Source organism: Citricoccus sp. K5 (assembly GCF_902506195.1).
Classification (GTDB): Bacteria; Actinomycetota; Actinomycetes; order Actinomycetales; family Micrococcaceae; genus Citricoccus.
On the sequence record NZ_LR732817.1, the window covers coordinates 816887 to 832779 of the forward strand.

Annotated in this window: 8 protein-coding genes; 2 read left to right on the top strand and 6 right to left on the bottom strand. The window is 71.8% G+C overall.

The genetic code is table 11. The annotated features are described in order from the left end of the window. Window positions 1-2: 2 nt before the first annotated feature. The gene (locus BOSE125_RS03555; RefSeq protein WP_159549999.1) at window positions 3-479 is read left to right on the top strand and encodes an SRPBCC family protein; all 477 of its coding nucleotides are present in this window, start codon (window positions 3-5) and stop codon (window positions 477-479) included. Here the strand turns inward: BOSE125_RS03555 and BOSE125_RS03560 are convergent. The 6 genes from BOSE125_RS03560 to BOSE125_RS03585 form a co-directional block, all read right to left on the bottom strand. After that, complete coding sequence (locus BOSE125_RS03560; protein WP_159550002.1) at window positions 476-1354, bottom strand: 4'-phosphopantetheinyl transferase superfamily protein; 879 nt, start codon at window positions 1352-1354, stop codon at window positions 476-478. The two genes, BOSE125_RS03555 and BOSE125_RS03560, sit on opposite strands and share 4 nt — an antisense overlap. Further along, window positions 1351-2211: an ABC transporter permease gene (locus BOSE125_RS03565; RefSeq protein ID WP_159550005.1), complete on the bottom strand. Its 861-nt coding sequence runs from the start codon at window positions 2209-2211 to the stop codon at window positions 1351-1353. The genes BOSE125_RS03560 and BOSE125_RS03565 overlap by 4 nt, the downstream gene beginning before the upstream one ends. Further along, window positions 2208-3176, bottom strand: coding sequence for an ATP-binding cassette domain-containing protein (locus BOSE125_RS03570; protein WP_201301128.1), 969 nt, complete (start codon window positions 3174-3176; stop codon window positions 2208-2210). Before BOSE125_RS03570 ends, BOSE125_RS03565 begins: the two co-directional genes overlap by 4 nt. Further along, window positions 3173-3382 (bottom strand): MbtH family protein, encoded by a 210-nt coding sequence (locus BOSE125_RS03575; RefSeq protein WP_159550011.1) that lies wholly within the window; start codon window positions 3380-3382, stop codon window positions 3173-3175. The genes BOSE125_RS03570 and BOSE125_RS03575 overlap by 4 nt, the downstream gene beginning before the upstream one ends. A gap of 115 nt (window positions 3383-3497) precedes the next feature. Further along, window positions 3498-14105 carry a non-ribosomal peptide synthetase gene (locus BOSE125_RS03580; protein WP_159550014.1) on the bottom strand — a complete coding sequence of 3536 codons (10608 nt, stop codon included), beginning with the start codon at window positions 14103-14105 and terminating at the stop codon, window positions 3498-3500. Between the two features lie 77 nt (window positions 14106-14182). Further along, window positions 14183-14422: a hypothetical protein gene (locus tag BOSE125_RS03585; protein ID WP_159550017.1), complete on the bottom strand. Its 240-nt coding sequence runs from the start codon at window positions 14420-14422 to the stop codon at window positions 14183-14185. A gap of 98 nt (window positions 14423-14520) precedes the next feature. On the opposite strand from BOSE125_RS03585, the gene BOSE125_RS03590 reads away from it, so the two are divergent. Then, a complete protein-coding gene (locus tag BOSE125_RS03590) occupies window positions 14521-15753 on the top strand; it encodes a helix-turn-helix domain-containing protein (RefSeq protein ID WP_159550019.1) in 1233 nt (410 codons plus the stop codon). The last annotated feature ends 140 nt before the right edge of the window (window positions 15754-15893 follow it).

The following is a 15893-nucleotide window of genomic DNA, read 5'->3' on the forward strand; positions in this document are numbered from 1 at the left end:
CGGTGGCCGAGCACCCGGACCCGCCGCCCGTCGCCGAACGCGTCGTCACCGCCGAACGTCGTATCGCCGCTGGCGCCGGCACCATCTTCGAGCTGATCGCGGACCCGGCCCGCCAACCCGAGTGGGACGGCAATGACAACCTGGCGGAGGCCGCGCCCGGCCAGCGGATCACCGCCGTCGGGGACGTCTTCACCATGGTCCTGACGAAGGACGGTGCCGTCCGGGAGAACCATGTGGTGGAGTTCGAGGAGGGCCGGCGGCTCGCCTGGCTGCCCGCCCCGGTGGGTGAGGAGCCCCGGGGCCACCGGTGGCGCTGGGAACTGGAACCGGCGCCGGACGGCGGCACCCTGGTCCGGCACACCTATGACTGGACCCGGCTGACCGATGAGACCCGCTTCCGCCGGGCCCTGGCGACCACGGAAGCCACCCTGAGGGCGTCCCTGGACCGGTTGGCCGTGCTGGCCGAGCCAGTCCGCTAGGTCCCCGGAACCGGCCCACAACTCACCACGGGTCCGGACGCGGGCGTTGGTGTGGCGGTGAAGCGGTCGAGCAGATCCTGGCCGACGTCACGGACATCGTCCGGCCGGTGCGCCGCGACGGCTCCCAGGTAGCCCTCCGGAACGGGGACCACACAGGCCCACAGCTCCTCCACCTGCCGGTCCAGGGCCCGTTCCACGGGGTGCCAGGTCAAGGTGTGGACCCGGTCCCCCGAGTGAAACCTGGTCTCGGCCCGGGCGGGGCCCAGCAGGAGTTGGTCCGGAGGGTGGTCCAAGCCGGTCCCGGCGGCCTTCAAGACTGCCTCCTTGAGGACCCACAGGGCGATGCGCCGTGTCACGGGCTCGCCGATCGGGGTGCCCGCCGATGTGCCCGGTGATCCGCCGGTCCGGGTACCGCCGCTGTACCGGCCACCGGAGAACCGCTCGCGCTCGGCCGCGTGCAGGGCATAGTCGTCGAATCCCGGGATGGTCTGGTCCGGGATGCGTTCGAGGTCCACCCCGATCCGGTCCTGCTCGCGTGCCACCCCGGCCAGCACGGCGCCACGCCGGCTGGCGGTGCTCAGGCTGAGACCCGGCAGGGTGGGGCGTCCATGGCCGGTGCCACAGCGCGGGCAGGTCCTGTCGATCGGCAGTGTGCGGGCGACGTGGGGCGATTCTCCGCGTTGGTGCGCCACCAGGAGCCGCAGCGCCGCCCGCCCGGCCAGCAGGCGTTGACCATCCGCGGGATCCCGGCGCAGCCCGGCCTGGATCAGGTCGCCGGAGGAGACGACGTCGGACACCCGGCCGCCGGCCCATCCGGTCACCCGGGGCATGGCACGGGTCAGGGCGTCGACACCGGTGGCCACCACGGTGATCACCGGCCGACGCGCCGGTACTGCGCCACGGCCAGGGGCGCGAAGACGGCGATGATCGCCACGCAGCACAGGGCCGCATACAGCGGTGCGTTCTCAGCGGGCCAGCCTGCGGCGGCCTGGAAGCCCGCGGGGGCCTCGTTGCCGAATCCCTGGCGGGCTGCGGTGGCCACGGCCGTGACGGGATTCCATTCGGCGATCCCCTGCAGCGGGCCGGGCAACGAGGCGGGGGAGACGAAGGCGCCGGAGACGAAGCACACGGGGAAGAGCCACAGCAGCCCGAGGCTCTGGGCGACCTCCACGCTGCGGGCCGTCAGGGCGATGACCGCCCCGATCCAGGAGACGGCGAAGGCGAAGAACAGGAGCAGGCCCACCGTCCCGACCACCTGGAGCGGATCAGTCCCGACCCGCCAGCCGATGGCCAGCCCGCACGCCAGGATCACCAGCAGGGAGACCACGCTGGTGGCCAGATCCGACCAGGTCCGTCCGAGCACGACGCCGACGCGGGACATCGGCAGGGCGCGGAACCGGTCGATGATGCCATGGTGCAGGTCCTTGGCCAGGTAGACCGCGGTGAAGGAGGAGTTGAAGGTCAGGGTCTGCGCCAGGATGCCGCCGATGAGGAACTCGCGGTACTCGCTGCCACCCAGCGTGCCGCCGAAGACGAACGCCAGGATGAGCACGAACAGGATCGGCTGGGCCACCCCGGTGACCAGCGCGCCGGGGGTGCGGCGCACGACGGTGAGGTTGCGCCGGGCGATCACGCCGCCGTCGCGCACTGCTGAGACCACACCGGAGATCGCGCCGGAGGGCCGGTGGGTGACGGTGGAAACGCGGGAGACGGTGGAAACGGAGGTGCTCATGCGGTGGTCTCCTGCAGGAGCTCGGTACGCCGCGCCCCGGCGGGACTGCGGGTGATCCGGAGGAAGACCTCGTCCAGGGTCGGTTGGCGCAGAGCGGCCTCGGTCACGGGAATCCCGGCCGATGCGAGGACCTCCAGGACGCGCGTCAGGCTCCGGCCGCCGTCCGGGGCGGCCGTGGTGATCCGGCCGGACCGCTGCTCGGCGACGGCTTCCAAGTGCAACGGTCCCAACAGATCCAGGGCCAGTGCCACCGACCCTCCGGCCTCCAGGACCAGGTCGATGCGGGCGCCGCCGGCCATGGACTTCAGGGAGGCCGAGGTTCCCTCGGCGACGATCCGGCCGCCGTCGATCACGGTGATGGAATCCGCCAGTTCGTCGGCTTCCTCCAGGTACTGCGTGGTGAGCAGTACGGTGGTCCCATCCCGCGCCAGCGAGGTGATGGCCTCCCACGTGTCCCGGCGGCCGCGCGGGTCCAGCCCGGTGGTCGGCTCGTCCAGGATGACCACCGGCGGGCGGGACACGATGGCCCCGGCCAGGTCCAGCCGCCGGCGCATGCCCCCGGAGTAGGAGCCGGCCCGCTGGGTGCGGGGTACTCCGTCGAGCCGGAACTGCTCCAGCAACGCCGCCGCACGATTCCGGGCCTCACGCCGGCGCATGCCGTAGAGCTCGCCCACCATGCGCAGGTTCTCCGGTCCGGTGAGTTTGTCGTCCACCGCGGCGTACTGTCCCGAGACACCGAGATTGGCTCGCACCAGGTCCGGGCGGCGCCGGACGCTGTGACCGGCCACCACTGCGTCACCGTGGTCCGGGGACAGCAACGTGGTCAGGACCCGGACGCTGGTGGTCTTGCCGGCCCCATTGGGCCCGAGCAGGCCCTGGACGGTGCCGGCGGGCACCTCCAGGTCCACGTCGTCGAGCGCCGTGTACGTGCCGAACCGTTTGGTCACGCCGCGCAGGGCGATCACGAGACCGCCAGATCTCGCGAGGACAGCGGCGTGATGTCCAGCCAGTGCTCCTCCACGTACTCCAGGCAGGCCGGCCGCAGGGCGGGGCCGTGGACCACCACCCATCCCGGCGGCACGTCGGCGAACTCGGGCCACAGGGAGTGCTGGCCACGGTCATTGACGAGCACGCGGAACTGGTCGTCGTCGCGGTCGAAGGGGTTGGTCATGATCTCTCCTGGTGATCGTGGGTGGCGCCGGGTCGGCGGGTCTCATCAGGGGTTCGGGGCGGAACCGGCCGCGGATGGGTCACGGCGGCAATTTTCTCCGGCCACCACCGGTTTCTCACGGCAGTTCGAGCTGCAGGATCTCGGTCAGGGTCCGCAGGGACTCCGCCGTGCTGAGCAGGCCATCGTGAGAGGCGGCCAGACGATGGTGCTGGACTCGTCCGGAGACATGGCATCGCCAGGATTCCGGAGCGGGCCGGTCGGCCGGCACGTCCCGGGTCGCCTCGAAGAGGACCAGGTCACCCTCGAACATGGGTACCGGGGTGGCATCGAGAAGGGATCCGATGGACCGGAAACGACGGACGATGCGGTCGATGCTGTCCTCGGGGACCTCTCCCAGTGGACTCCCGGCCTGCTGCAGCCGGTCCCGGACGGACGCGGCCGTCAGCCGGTCCGCGGGGTCAGTGGCCACACCATTGGCCGCCAGGAAAGCGTGCCACAGGGCCTGGGAGTCCTCGACGCCGGCCATCGAGTGACCGGCCGGATAGGCATCCAGCACGGCCAGCAGTCCGACCCGCTGCCCCGCCGACTGCAGGGCAGCGGCGATGGCGTGGGCCAACCGCCCCCCGAGCGACCAGCCCACCAGGTGGTAGGGGCCGTCAGGCTGGATGCCGCGGATGACGCGCACGTACCGGTCCACCAGTTCCGCCAGGGTCTCCGGCTCGCCCTCGGCCGGGGCCTCCGGGGAGATCCCGCCCATCTGCAGGCCCATGATGGGACGGTCCGTGTCCAGCCGGTCGGCGAGGGCGGAGTAGGACCAGGCCAGTCCGTTGCCCGGGTGCACCGCGAACAGCGGTTCACCACGCCCGTCAGGACGCAGGGGCAGCACCGGCCGCAGGCTCGCGGCCACCGAATCAGCGCCGGAGGTGGCGAGGGCGGCCAGACCGGCCACGGTCGGGGCCTGGAAGAGCGCCCGTACCGGCAGCGTGGTGCCCAGGGCGGCGTTGAGAGCCGCGATGGTCGGTTGGGCCACGAAGGAGTGCCCGCCGAGGTCGAAGAACGAATCGTCCGCCGAGACGTCGGGGACGCCCAGCACCTGCGTGAAGGCAGCGGCCACGGCCTGTTCGGACCGGCCCTCCGGGGCCCGGCCCGAACCACTCCGGGATTGCGCCTCGGGCAGTGCCCGTTCGTCCACCTTTCCGTTGGCGGTGAGCGGTATCTCGCTGACCACCGCCACCGCTGCCGGGACCATGTAGGCCGGAACCCGGTTCTGGAGGGCGGCGACGACGGCGGACCGGAAGAGGTCCTCGGACTCGCCACCTGCACCGCCATCGACCACCCCGGCACCGTCCACTCCACGCTCACCGTGGGCGGCGGGGACCACCCAGGCCACGAGGACGGTGCCCTGGTCCGTCTGCCGGGCACGCACCACCGCCTGGGCGGCCACACCGGTGGAGCGCAACAGTGACTCCACCTCGGCCGGCTCCACCCGATGACCACGGATCTTGACCTGGCCGTCCGCCCGGCCGATCATCCTGACCCGCAGCCGCCCGCCGGAAGCATCCGCCGTGGACGGTGCCGGGAGATCCTCACCGGTCTCCGGGCCGGTCATGGCGCCAGAGGCCGGGCGTGCCGCCACCAGGTCGCCGGTGCGGTACATCCGGCTGCCATCCGCGGCGAACGGATCCGGGACGAACCGGGCGGCCGTCTCCCCGGGGCGCCCCCGGTAGCCGTGGGCCAGTTGCGGGCCGGCCAGCCAGAGTTCGCCGGTCGACCCCGCGGGCACCGGCTGCAGGCGGCCGTCCAGCACATACGCGCGCATGGCGGCGGTGGGGGAGCCCAGCTCTGGTGCTGGGTCTCCCGCCACCTCGGCCACCAGGGCGTCCACGCCGGCCTCGGTCGGGCCATAGAGATTCCAGCTGCGGGTACGCCGGAGGCGGCGCAGCCAGGCCCAGAGCTCCGGATCCACCGGTTCCCCACCGAGAAGCAGGGTGACCTCGGGGGTGTCCGGATCGTCCAGGTAGCCGTCGAGGTCGGTGGCGGAGCGCACGGCGGAGACGTAGCTCGGGGTCGTCTCCCAGGCGCTGATCCGGTGGGCACGGAAATACGCCACCAGAGCCTCCGGGTCCCGCCGGGTCTGGTCCGGGACCACGTGCACCTCATGCCCGGCGACGGCCCAGAGCACCGGGTCCAGGGCGGCGTCGAAGCCGACGCCGGTGGTGTGGGCCATCCTCGCCCGGGCACCCGGTGCGCCTTCTGCGTCCTGGGCGTCCGGCATCACGGTGGCGCGGTGTGAGGCGAGCAGCCGGGCCAGGGCGGAGTGGGGCACCTGGACGCCCTTCGGACGGCCGGTGGTGCCGGAGGTGAAGATCACGTAGGCCGGATCCCCCGGTGCCGGCGCCTCCGGTGCCGAGCCCGGCCCGGATGGGTTCGCTGCCGCCTCGGTGCCCGGGGCGGGGGCCTGAGCCAGCTGGTCCGTACCGAGCACCTGATCGGGAGCCAGGCCGGCCTGCCGGGCCGCGTCCGCGGCGATCTGAGCGGTCGAGGGATCCTCCGGTGCGCGGCCGGAATCCGGGCCGTGCAGCACCAGGCGGGTGCCGGCGTCGGCCATCATGTCCGCCAGGCGGGCCGACGGCAGGGTCGAGTCCACCGGCACGGCCACCGCCCCGGCCTGCCAGACGGCCAGGAGCGCCGCCACCGTGTCCACGGAACGGGGCAGGCAGAGGGCCACCGCGTCGCCACGGCGGACGTGCCGGGCCCGCAGGCCGGCAGCGAGTGCGCCGACCCGGGTCCACAGGCTGGCGTAGTCGACGGCCTCCGTGGAGTCGACGAGGGCCGTGGAATGCGGCTGGCGGCGGACGGTCTGGGCGAAGTGCTCCAGCACCGGCACCGCGTCCTCCTCGGACGCCCACGGCTCCAGGCGCGTGGCGGCCCCGGCCATCGGCGTATGGGCGAGGGACCGGTGCGGTGCCGAGGCGACCTCTTCCAGGAAGACCAGCCAGCGGTCCATCAGTCCGCGGACGGCCGCGGCGCTGAACAGCGAGCTGTTGTACTCCAGCACGGCGTCCACGGTGGGGTCGTCACCACCGCGGGGACGGAGGGTGATGGACAGGTCCAGTTTGGCGTGGCCGGTGGATTCCGAGGGCAACGGCGTGGCCGTGACGCCGGGAAGCTCCGGCACCAGGTCGGTGGGCTCCTCGACCGAGAGCATGGTCTGGAACAGCGGATGACGGCCCAGCCGGCGTTCGGGGGAGAGCTCCTCCACGATCTGCTCGAAGGGCACCTGTTCGTCCTCCAGCGCCTCCAGCGTGACCTGACGGGCCAGGTCCACGGCCTCTGCGAAGCTGAGCCGGCCCTCCTGCAGTGACAGCCGCAGCGGAAGGGTGTTGACGAAGAACCCCACCATGTCCAGCACGTCCGGGTCGGAGCGGCCGGCGGAGGGTGAACCGATGACGAGGTCGTCGCCGGCCCCGATGCGGTACAGGTACGCGGCCAGGGACGCCAGCCAGGCGTGGAAGCCACTGGCGGAACGGCCGGAGGCCACCCGGCCCAGGCGGCCGGCCAGCTCACCGGGAATCTCGAAGCGGTACTGGGCCGCCGGCTGTGCACCGGTGTCCCGCCGCCGTCCGTCGGCCGGGAGGTCCAGCTCCTGGGGTGCGCCGTCCAGCCGGTGGACCCAGCGGGCCAGGGCTTCCGGCCCGGTGCCGTCGGCCACCTGGCGCCGGGCGACGTCGGCCATCTGCACCCGCAGCGGCCGGCTCAGGGCGAGACCCGAGGAGACCCGGGCCGCATAGGCCGTGGCGAGGTCGCGGACCAGGGGCCGCAGTGACGCCCCGTCAGTGGCGATGTGGTGGATGACCAGCTCCAGCCGCCAGCTCTGCTCACCCTCCGGGATCAGCGCTGCCCGCAGGGGCGGCTCGTGGGTGAGGTCGAATCCGGCCGTGATGTCCACGGGGCCGTCATCGAACAGCCGATCCGGCACGGGGCCGACGCGCTGCACGGGTGAGCCCTGCACTGACGGGTAGACGGTCCGCAAAACCTCGTGGCGCCCGACGACGTCCCGCAAGGCGGCCTCCAGGGCATCCGGTTCCAGAGCCCCCTCCAGGCGCATCCGCACCACCACGTTGTACTCGGCGGTGCCCGATTCCAGTTGGTTGAGGAACCACAACCGGGCCTGGCCCGCGGTCGGCGGCAGCGGAGCTGCCGGGTCATGGGGGTGGGCGTCCACCCACTGGCTGAGGGACACGGTCCCGGCAGATCCGTCCGATCCGGCCGATGTCTCGACGTCCCGGACCTCGGACCCGTCCCCGCCGGCGGCGGCGAGCATCAGCGCCGGCGTGGGCGCCTCGAACACCGTCCGCAGGGGCAGGTGCAGCCCGGCCTCCTGCTGCAGGCGTCCCACCAGGGTGACCGCCAGCAGGGAGTGGCCGCCCAAGGCGAAGAAGTCATCGTCCATGCTGACCTCCGTGACGCCGAGCACCTCGCCCATCACCGAGCACACGGCACGCTCCGCCTCCGTGACGGGCGCCGTGGAAGAGGCTCCGGCCGTTCCATCTCGGAGGTCCGCCAGGGGATCCGGCAGGGCCGCCTCATCGATCTTCCCGTGGGCGGTCAAGGGCACCACCGGGATCGTCATCGCCCGGGTGGGCACCAAGTAGGGAGGAAGTTCCAGGGCAGCAGCCCGACGAGCCTCGTCAGGGTCCCGGGAGCCGACCAGCCAGGCCGCCAGCTGTTCGGTCCCGGAGCCACCGGGGGCCACCACCCGCACAATGGCGGACGTCACCCCGTCCAGCCGCTCCAGCACGGCCTCGACCTCGGCCGGTTCGATCCGGTAGCCGCGGATCTTGACCTGGCTGTCGTTGCGGCGCAGGAACTCCAGGGACCCGTCAGCCGATCGGCGCACCAGGTCCCCGGTCCGGTACATCCGGGCGCCCGGGTCCTGGGCGAAGGGGTCGGCCACGAACCGGGCCGCCGTCTCCCCGGGGCGACCACGGTAGCCGTGGGCCTCGGCCGGCCCGCTCAGGTACAGCTCACCGGCGACACCCGGGGGGACCGGGGCGAGGGTGGAGTCGAGGACGCGTGCGGTGAGGTTCGCCACGGGGGAGCCCAGATGAGGGCGGCCGGACTCGATGGGTGCCATGAAAGCGTCCACCGTGAATTCGCTGGGACCGTACAGGTTCCAGCCGTGGAGCACGGGGGATGCGGCCACGCGATCCCACAGGGCGGCGGGCAGGGGTTCCCCGCCCAGGGCCAGCAGCAGGGTACGGTCCTGCTCCTGGAGAACGTCCTCGAGCCCGATGGCGAGCAATTGCTGGGCGTAGGAGGGAGTGGTCTCCACGACGTCCACGGTGGCCAGCGCCTCCACCACGGCCTGGGCGTCCACCCGCTCCGCCTCCGAGGGCAGGACGAGGGTGGTCCCGGCCACGAGCCACAGGATCGGGTCCCAGGCGGCGTCGAAGCCCAGTCCCGTCAGGTGCAGCATGCGGGGCAGGTCCGGAGCGCCGAGCTGCTGGCCGGCGTCGATGATGGTGCGCCGATGGTGCGCCAGGAGATTGGCCAGGGCACGGTGCGGTACCTGCACGCCCTTGGGCGTGCCCGTGGTGCCGGAGGTGTGGACCAGGTAGGCGGTGTCCTCGAGACCGGGCGTGGCCGGCAGCGGCCGCCGACTCCGGGCACCGGCGGTGCGGAGCGTGTCCGGCCCCACCCGGGGCGGATCCGCGTCGGGAGCGTCTTCACCGATCACCAGCCGCGGCGCGGCGCTGGTGGTGATGTGCGCGATCCGGGCGGCCGGATAGGAGACGTCCACTGGCACCGCGACCGCGCCGACGCGCAGGGTGGCCAGCATGCTGACCAGTGCCTGGGCGGACCGCGGCAGGCAGACCAGCACCCGGTCGCCGGGGTCCACCCCGTGGGCCACGAGGCCACCGGCCACCTGGTCGACGGCCTCCAGCAGCTCGCCGAAGGTCATCCGTCCGGCGTCGTCCTGCACGGCTGTCTCCTGGGCATGGCGTGCGGCAGACCGTTCGAAGGTCTCCAGAAGGGTGCTGGGCGCCGGTACGGACGGCCCCTGTCCCCATTCCTCCAGCCGGTTGCGCGTGGCCGGTCCCACCGTGTCGAGCTCGGACAGGTGGCGCTGCGCCGAGGTGGCCAAGGCCGTGAGCACCCGGTCCAGGGCGTCGAGGATCCGCTGGCCCGTGCCGGGCTCGAACAGGGCGCGGTCGTAACCCAGCACCACCTGCAGCTGCCCGTCCTCACCCTCGGGGGTGCTGACATCGATCATCAGGTCCGTCTTGACTCCGGCGCTCGTCATCTGGGCGGGCACGGTGACGTTGACCCCGTCCAGGTCCAGCACCGCCGGCGGGGTGTTCTGCAGCGTCAGCATCACCTGGAACACCGGGTGGCGTCCGGCCACCCGGGGCGGGTTCACCGCATCGACCACGGCATCGAAGGGCAGGTCCTGGTGTCCGTAGGCCCGGGTATTGGCCTCCCTGACCCGCTCCAGCACCTGGATCAGCGTCGGATTGTTGGCCACGTCCGTGCGCAGCACGAGGGTGTTGACGAAGAAGCCGACCAGGGGTTCCAGCGCCGGGTCACCACGGCCCGCGACGGGTGTGCCCACGACGATGTCGTCCCCGGCGCCGTGCTGCCTCAGGGTCACGGCGACGGCGGACTGAAGCACCATGAAGAGGCTGCTGCGGTGCTGGGCGGCCAGGTGCCGCAGGGCGGCGTGACGAGCCGGATCCACGGGAAGGTGGACCTCGCCCATACCAGACGGTGCCCCCTCTTCGCCGCGTGCTCGGTCCCGGGGCAGCTCGATCTCGGCGGGGGCGTCCTGCAGGGCCTGCTGCCAGTACTCGTGCATCTGACGAGGGAATGCTTCGCCGTCCCCGAGGAGCTCGCGCTGCCACAGGGTGAAATCGGCGTAGGACACAGCCAGATCCGGCAGCTCGGCGGCACGGCCGTTCCGGCGCGCCGCGTAGTAGGCGGCGAGGTCCTGGGCGAAGGGAGCCAGGGACCATCCATCCGTGGCGATGTGGTGCATGACCACCACCAGGGTGTGCACCTGCTCCTCCGTCTGCAGCAGGACGGCCCGCAGGGGAGTCTGGGTGGTGATGTCGAAGGGACGCTCCGCCTCAGCCTGGACGGCGGCGTCGAGACTGGCAGCGGGGATGCGCACCGCGGTGAAGGGTGGCGCGCCCGCCTCGGCGCCGAGCACCTGCTGCACCGGTTCGCCGTCCAGCAGGGGGAAGACGGTGCGCAGGGGTTCATGCCGCCCGACCACATCCTCCAGGGCCCCGCGCAGGGCATGGGCGTCCAGGTCTCCGGTCAGCTGCAGTACCAGCGGCACGTTGTAGGCCGCCGAGTCCGGGTCCATCCGGTTCAGGAACCAGAGCCGCCGCTGTGTCAGGGAGACAGGCAGCCGCTCGGGGCGCTCCATCGGCTGGAGTGTCAGTGGACTCGCGGTGTCGCGACGTTCTCCGAGTCGCCGGTCCAGGGCACCCACCGTGGGGCACTCGAAGATGTCCCGCACCGCCACCGGCATACCCAGTTCGGCCGTCAGGACCGCCGCGAGGCGGGTGGCCAGCAGTGAATGTCCGCCCACGGCAAAGAAATCGTCGTCCAGGCCCAGCCCGGTGCCGGTGGCATCGTGGCCGAGCACTTCGGCGAACGCGGCGGCGATCCGGCACTGGCGTGCCGTGCTCGGTCGCTGGGCCTCATCCAGGACGCCCGTGGAGGAGGATGCGTCGAGGGGATCGGGCAGGCGGAGTCGGTCGAGCTTCCCGTTCGTCGTGAGGGGCAGATGCTCCAGCACCATCACGGTGCCGGGAACCATGTAATCCGGCAGTGCCTGCCGCAGGCGTTCCCGGACGGTGACTCCGTCCGGCAGGCCCGGGGAGTCCGGATCGGTCAGCGTGACGTAGCCGGCCAGCCGGGCCGTATCGTCCCGGCCGTGCACCACGACGGCGGCCTGCGCCACCCCGTCCTGACGCTGCAACGCGCCCTCGATTTCACCGATCTCCACGCGGTAGCCGCGGATCTTGACCTGGTCGTCCAGTCGCCCGAGGAACCGGACCGAGCCGTCATGCCGGAGCCGTACGACATCGCCGGTGCGGTACATCCGTGAGCCGTCGGCCGCGAAGGGGTCCGCCACGAAGCGTGCCGCGCTGAGGCCCGGCTGGCCCACGTAGCCGCGGGCCATATTGGCACCGGCCAGGTACAGCTCGCCGACGGCACGTTCGGGGACCGGTCGAAGGGCCGCATCCAGGATGTAGTGGCGGCTGTTGCGCACGGGACGGCCCAGGTGCGGTTGCGTCTCCGGCGTGATCTGGGCGACCAGGCTGTCCACGGTGGTCTCGGTGGGACCGTAGAGGTTCACCGCGTGGACCCCGTCCAGGGAGGCGAGGCGTTGCCAGACCTCAGGACCGACCTCCTCACCACCGACGGCGACCACGGTGGGATGGCCGTCCCGATCGAACAGCCCGGCGTCCAGCAACGTCTGCACGAAGGAAGGGGTGGTCTCGATCGAGTCGATCCGGTGGTCGATCAGGTAGTCGGCCAGTCGTTGCGGATCCCGCCGGACCTCCTCGTCCACCAGGTGGAGCGGGTGACCCGCCAACAGCCACAGGAGCGGGTCCCAGGAGGCGTCGAAGGAGAGCCCGGAGGTGTGCGCCACCCTGGCAGGCCGTCCCAGCCGTCGCTCCGTGGGCTCGAACAACGTGCTGCGGTGGTCGAGGAAGAGGTTTCGCAGGGCCGCCCGGGGCACGCCGACCCCCTTGGGGCGTCCGGTGCTGCCGGAGGTGAAGATGATGTAGGCGAGGTCCTCATCGGTGACTCCGCCGACGGCGGGGACCAGCGCCAGCGGATCGTCTGTGCAGCGCCGCCAGGCCGGCTCGGTGTCAGCGTCGACGGTGAGGCATGGGACGTTCCAGTCGGCCCCGGCGGAGCGGTCGATGGCGGCCTGGCGACCCGTGGTCAGGAGCAGCAGGGGGCCGGCGTCCTCGATCATTCCGTGCACCCGCTCCACGGGATACGCGGGGTCCAGGGGCAGGTAGGCCGCCCCGGACTTCAGGACCGCCAGCACCAGGACCGGCAGTTGCACTCCACGCTCCATGCGAACGGCGACGGCGTCGCCGCGGCCGATCCCACGGTGCAGCAGGTGGTGCGCCAGCCGATTCGAGGTGGAGTCCAGCTCCGCGAACGTCAACGCGCCGTCCGCCCCGACGACGGCGGTGGCCTCGGGGCGCGAGGCCACGGTGCGGGCGAAGGAGGCCAGGACCGTCTCGGCGGCGTCAGGATGTTGCGGACCGAGCCCGTCCTCCAGCAGCACCCCGGCCTCCTGCGGGAGCGTGACCGGGAGCTGGGACAGGGCGGTGCCCTGCTCGGCGGCGAGGAGACGGTCCAGGAAGGTGAGGAAGCGTTCGCCGTGGGCGTGCAGAGTGGAGGTGGTGTGCAGCTCGGCGTCGCCCTCGAGCAGCAGGGCAGCCTCGGCAGCGTCGCTGGTGAGCCCAGAGATCACGAAGGACAGATCGTGCACGGGCCCGGTCGAGAGGATGTGCACGGATCCGGTGGCCGCTCCGAGTCTCAGGTCCTCGACGAGGGGAAGCAGGTTGACCGAGGGGCCGACATGTCCGGGAGCACCGGGGAGCCGTCCCGGGTGGAACTGCTGGTGTGCCACCGTGCCGCGCAGGGCCTCGGCCGTGGAGGTCAACAGCGCGCCGACGGTCATCCCCGGGGTGGCTTCCACGGGCAGGGGAAGGATGGTGGAGAGCATGGACGGCGTCGACTTGGCGATCCGGCCCCGCCGTGCCGTGACGGGCAGTCCCACGGAGACCCGTTCATGTCCGGTGATCCGGGACAGGTAGTAGCCGATGGCGCCGATCAGCGTCCGGGAGGCATTCCGGCCCTGTTCGCGCAGGGAGACAGCCTGGTGACCGGCCAGGGGGATCCGGACGCGCACCACGTCGCGTGCCGGCCGTGTGGTGGTGCCCTCCAGGCCGTCCACCGTGGAGTCCCGCTGGAGGGTCTGGCGCCAGAACTCCTCGTCCCGCACGTACTGCTCGGACGACTCGTAGTCCTCGATGGCGGCGAGCAGGTCCTGGTGCCGGGGGAACGGTGATGGGATCCGGGCGGCCGTCCGGGCGATCCGCCCCGCCAGGGCGCGCACCGGCAGGGCCCGGGGTACCCGCTGCCGCAATTCGGTGTAGACGCGGGCCAGATAGTGCAGGGCCAGCACCGCAGAGTAGCCGTCGAGCTGGATGTGGTGAACGCGCTGGAAGAGCAGGGAACGGTCCGGAGACAACCGGAACAGCACGGCGCCGAACAGATCGCCCTGCTCGATCGGACGAGGGGTGGTCATCTCCCGCTCCATCCGGTCCCGCGCCTGCTGCCACGCCACCTCCACGTCGGGCTCCTGCTGGAGGTCCACGACGTGGAGGAGGTCTGCCGTCGGTTCGGGGCGGTCGAGCGTGGCGAAGGGGCCGGCGTCGTCCGCGGCGAAGCGCATCGACAACGCATCGATGTCCCGCACCGTCTTGGTCAGGGCCAGGGACAGGAGGTGGAGATCCACGGGGCCGGTGAGATCGAGGTACTGCCCGATCTGGTAGGTCGGGTTCTCGGGATCCAACTGCTGCGCGTACCAGATGCCGTGCTGGGCCTCGGTGAGGGATAGCGCCTCGGACCTGTTCGGTCGAGCGTGTCCGGCGGGCGGTGTCTGGCGGTGGGGCATGGCAGTGGGTCTCCTGGTCTCAGCGGCGGGCGGTGACAGCCCGGAGGTCTCGGTCGGGGAAAGCTCTCAGGAGGGCATCACTGCTGGAACTGGCCCAACTGCAGTCCGTTCAGCAGACCGCCCACGTCGAGCAGGGGGCCGTCCACCAGCGGTCCGTTGATGAGGGTGAGGCCGGCCACCACCGCCTGTGTCAACGAGACGGGATGGGCGCCGGTGATCAGGGCGTTCAGGGTCATCAGTGCTGCCACAGCCAGCACGGCCAGCACGGCCCACTGGGCCGGGCGGGTGGACGGTCGGGTCATGGTGATTTCACTCATGGTCTTCACTCCTGGTGTTCCGGTGAGTACGCGCCCCGGGCGGGGCGTTGGTGAGTGTTCGGAGCGCGAGCGGGAACGGATGGCATATGGGACAGAATGTGAACCACATCACAGGCCGCTGGGTGCTGGCCGCTGGCCGCACGGTGGCTCGCGGACGGCCGGACTGGACCTACAGTGAGAGCGTCAGGAAACGGTGCGGCGGAAAGGCGGTGGTGGGCGTGGATCCCGTGCGGGCCCTCGTTGAGTCGCTCGCGGCGGACGATGCCATCCTGGCCGAGACGGTCGAGACCCTCCGGGCCACGATCCCCGGTTATGAGCATGTCCCCGCCGAGTCCCTGGAGTCCTCTGCCCGCCGCAACCGGGCGCTGAGCATCCGCACCATCCTCGACGGTCTGGCCCCCGAGCCCGAGGGGATCGATGAGGCGGAGACGCTGACCGAGGAGCGGATGGCCCAGGGCGTCGAGATCGCCAGTGTGCTGGCCGGATTCCGTGCCTGCATGTCCATCATCCTGCGCCACCTGCTGGCCGCCGCCCCGCGCTTCGGGGTGCCGGTGGAGACAGCCCTGTCCTTCTCGACGTTGCTCTGGTCCCTGGGGGACGCCTTCACCACCCGCGCCGTGGTCTCCTATCGCGACCGCACGATCGCCCAGGCCGTGGCCGATTCGGCCCGCCGTGCCCACTGGCTCGGCGCCGCCCTGGCGGGGAGTCTGGACCGGACCGCGTTGTTCGCCGGAGCCTCCGTCTTCGGGGTACCCCGGGACAGGCCGGTCCGGGCCCTCTGCGCGGACGGGGTATCGGTCTCCGCCCTCCAGGACTGGGCCGAGGAAGCCGGGGCCCAGGCCGTCGTCGTGCCGCAGGGCACGGGGGTCATCGGCATCCTCATCGGTGAGCCCGACGCCGGCCCGTGGCCTGCCGGGGTGACCATCGCCCTCGGTGCCCCGACGGTCCTGGGGGAGCTGCCCCGGTCCTTCGACGAGGCCACCCGGGTGTTGGCGTCCGCCCAGCGGGTGGGGGCGGACGGGGTCGTCGACGTGGATCGGCTCTCCTGGCGCATGGGCGTCTTCGCCAGTCCAGAGGCCACCGACCTGCTCGACGGGATCTACCTGGAACCGCTGCGGAAGGAGGGGGCCTTCGGCGAGCTGATCGTCGAGGCCCTGCACGCCTACCTGGGGCATCGGATGAACATCCCCGCGGCGGCCGAGTCCATCCCGATCCACGTCAACACCCTGCGGTACCGTCTCCGGCGCTACCGCGACCTCACTGGAGCCGACCTGGGGGACCTCAACACCCTCATCGAGGTCGCCTGGGCCCTCGCTGCCGACCCGGGCTGAGCGTGACCTCGCTGCCGTGAGCACGTTGTAGCCAGCTACGAATACAGCACTCAGCTCTTGTGGAGCGGAACGTGGTCTGAATCACGTCTCCGGGGCATGGTGGTAGGTGCGGCCCGTCAGCGCCGTGACACCTCACTCAT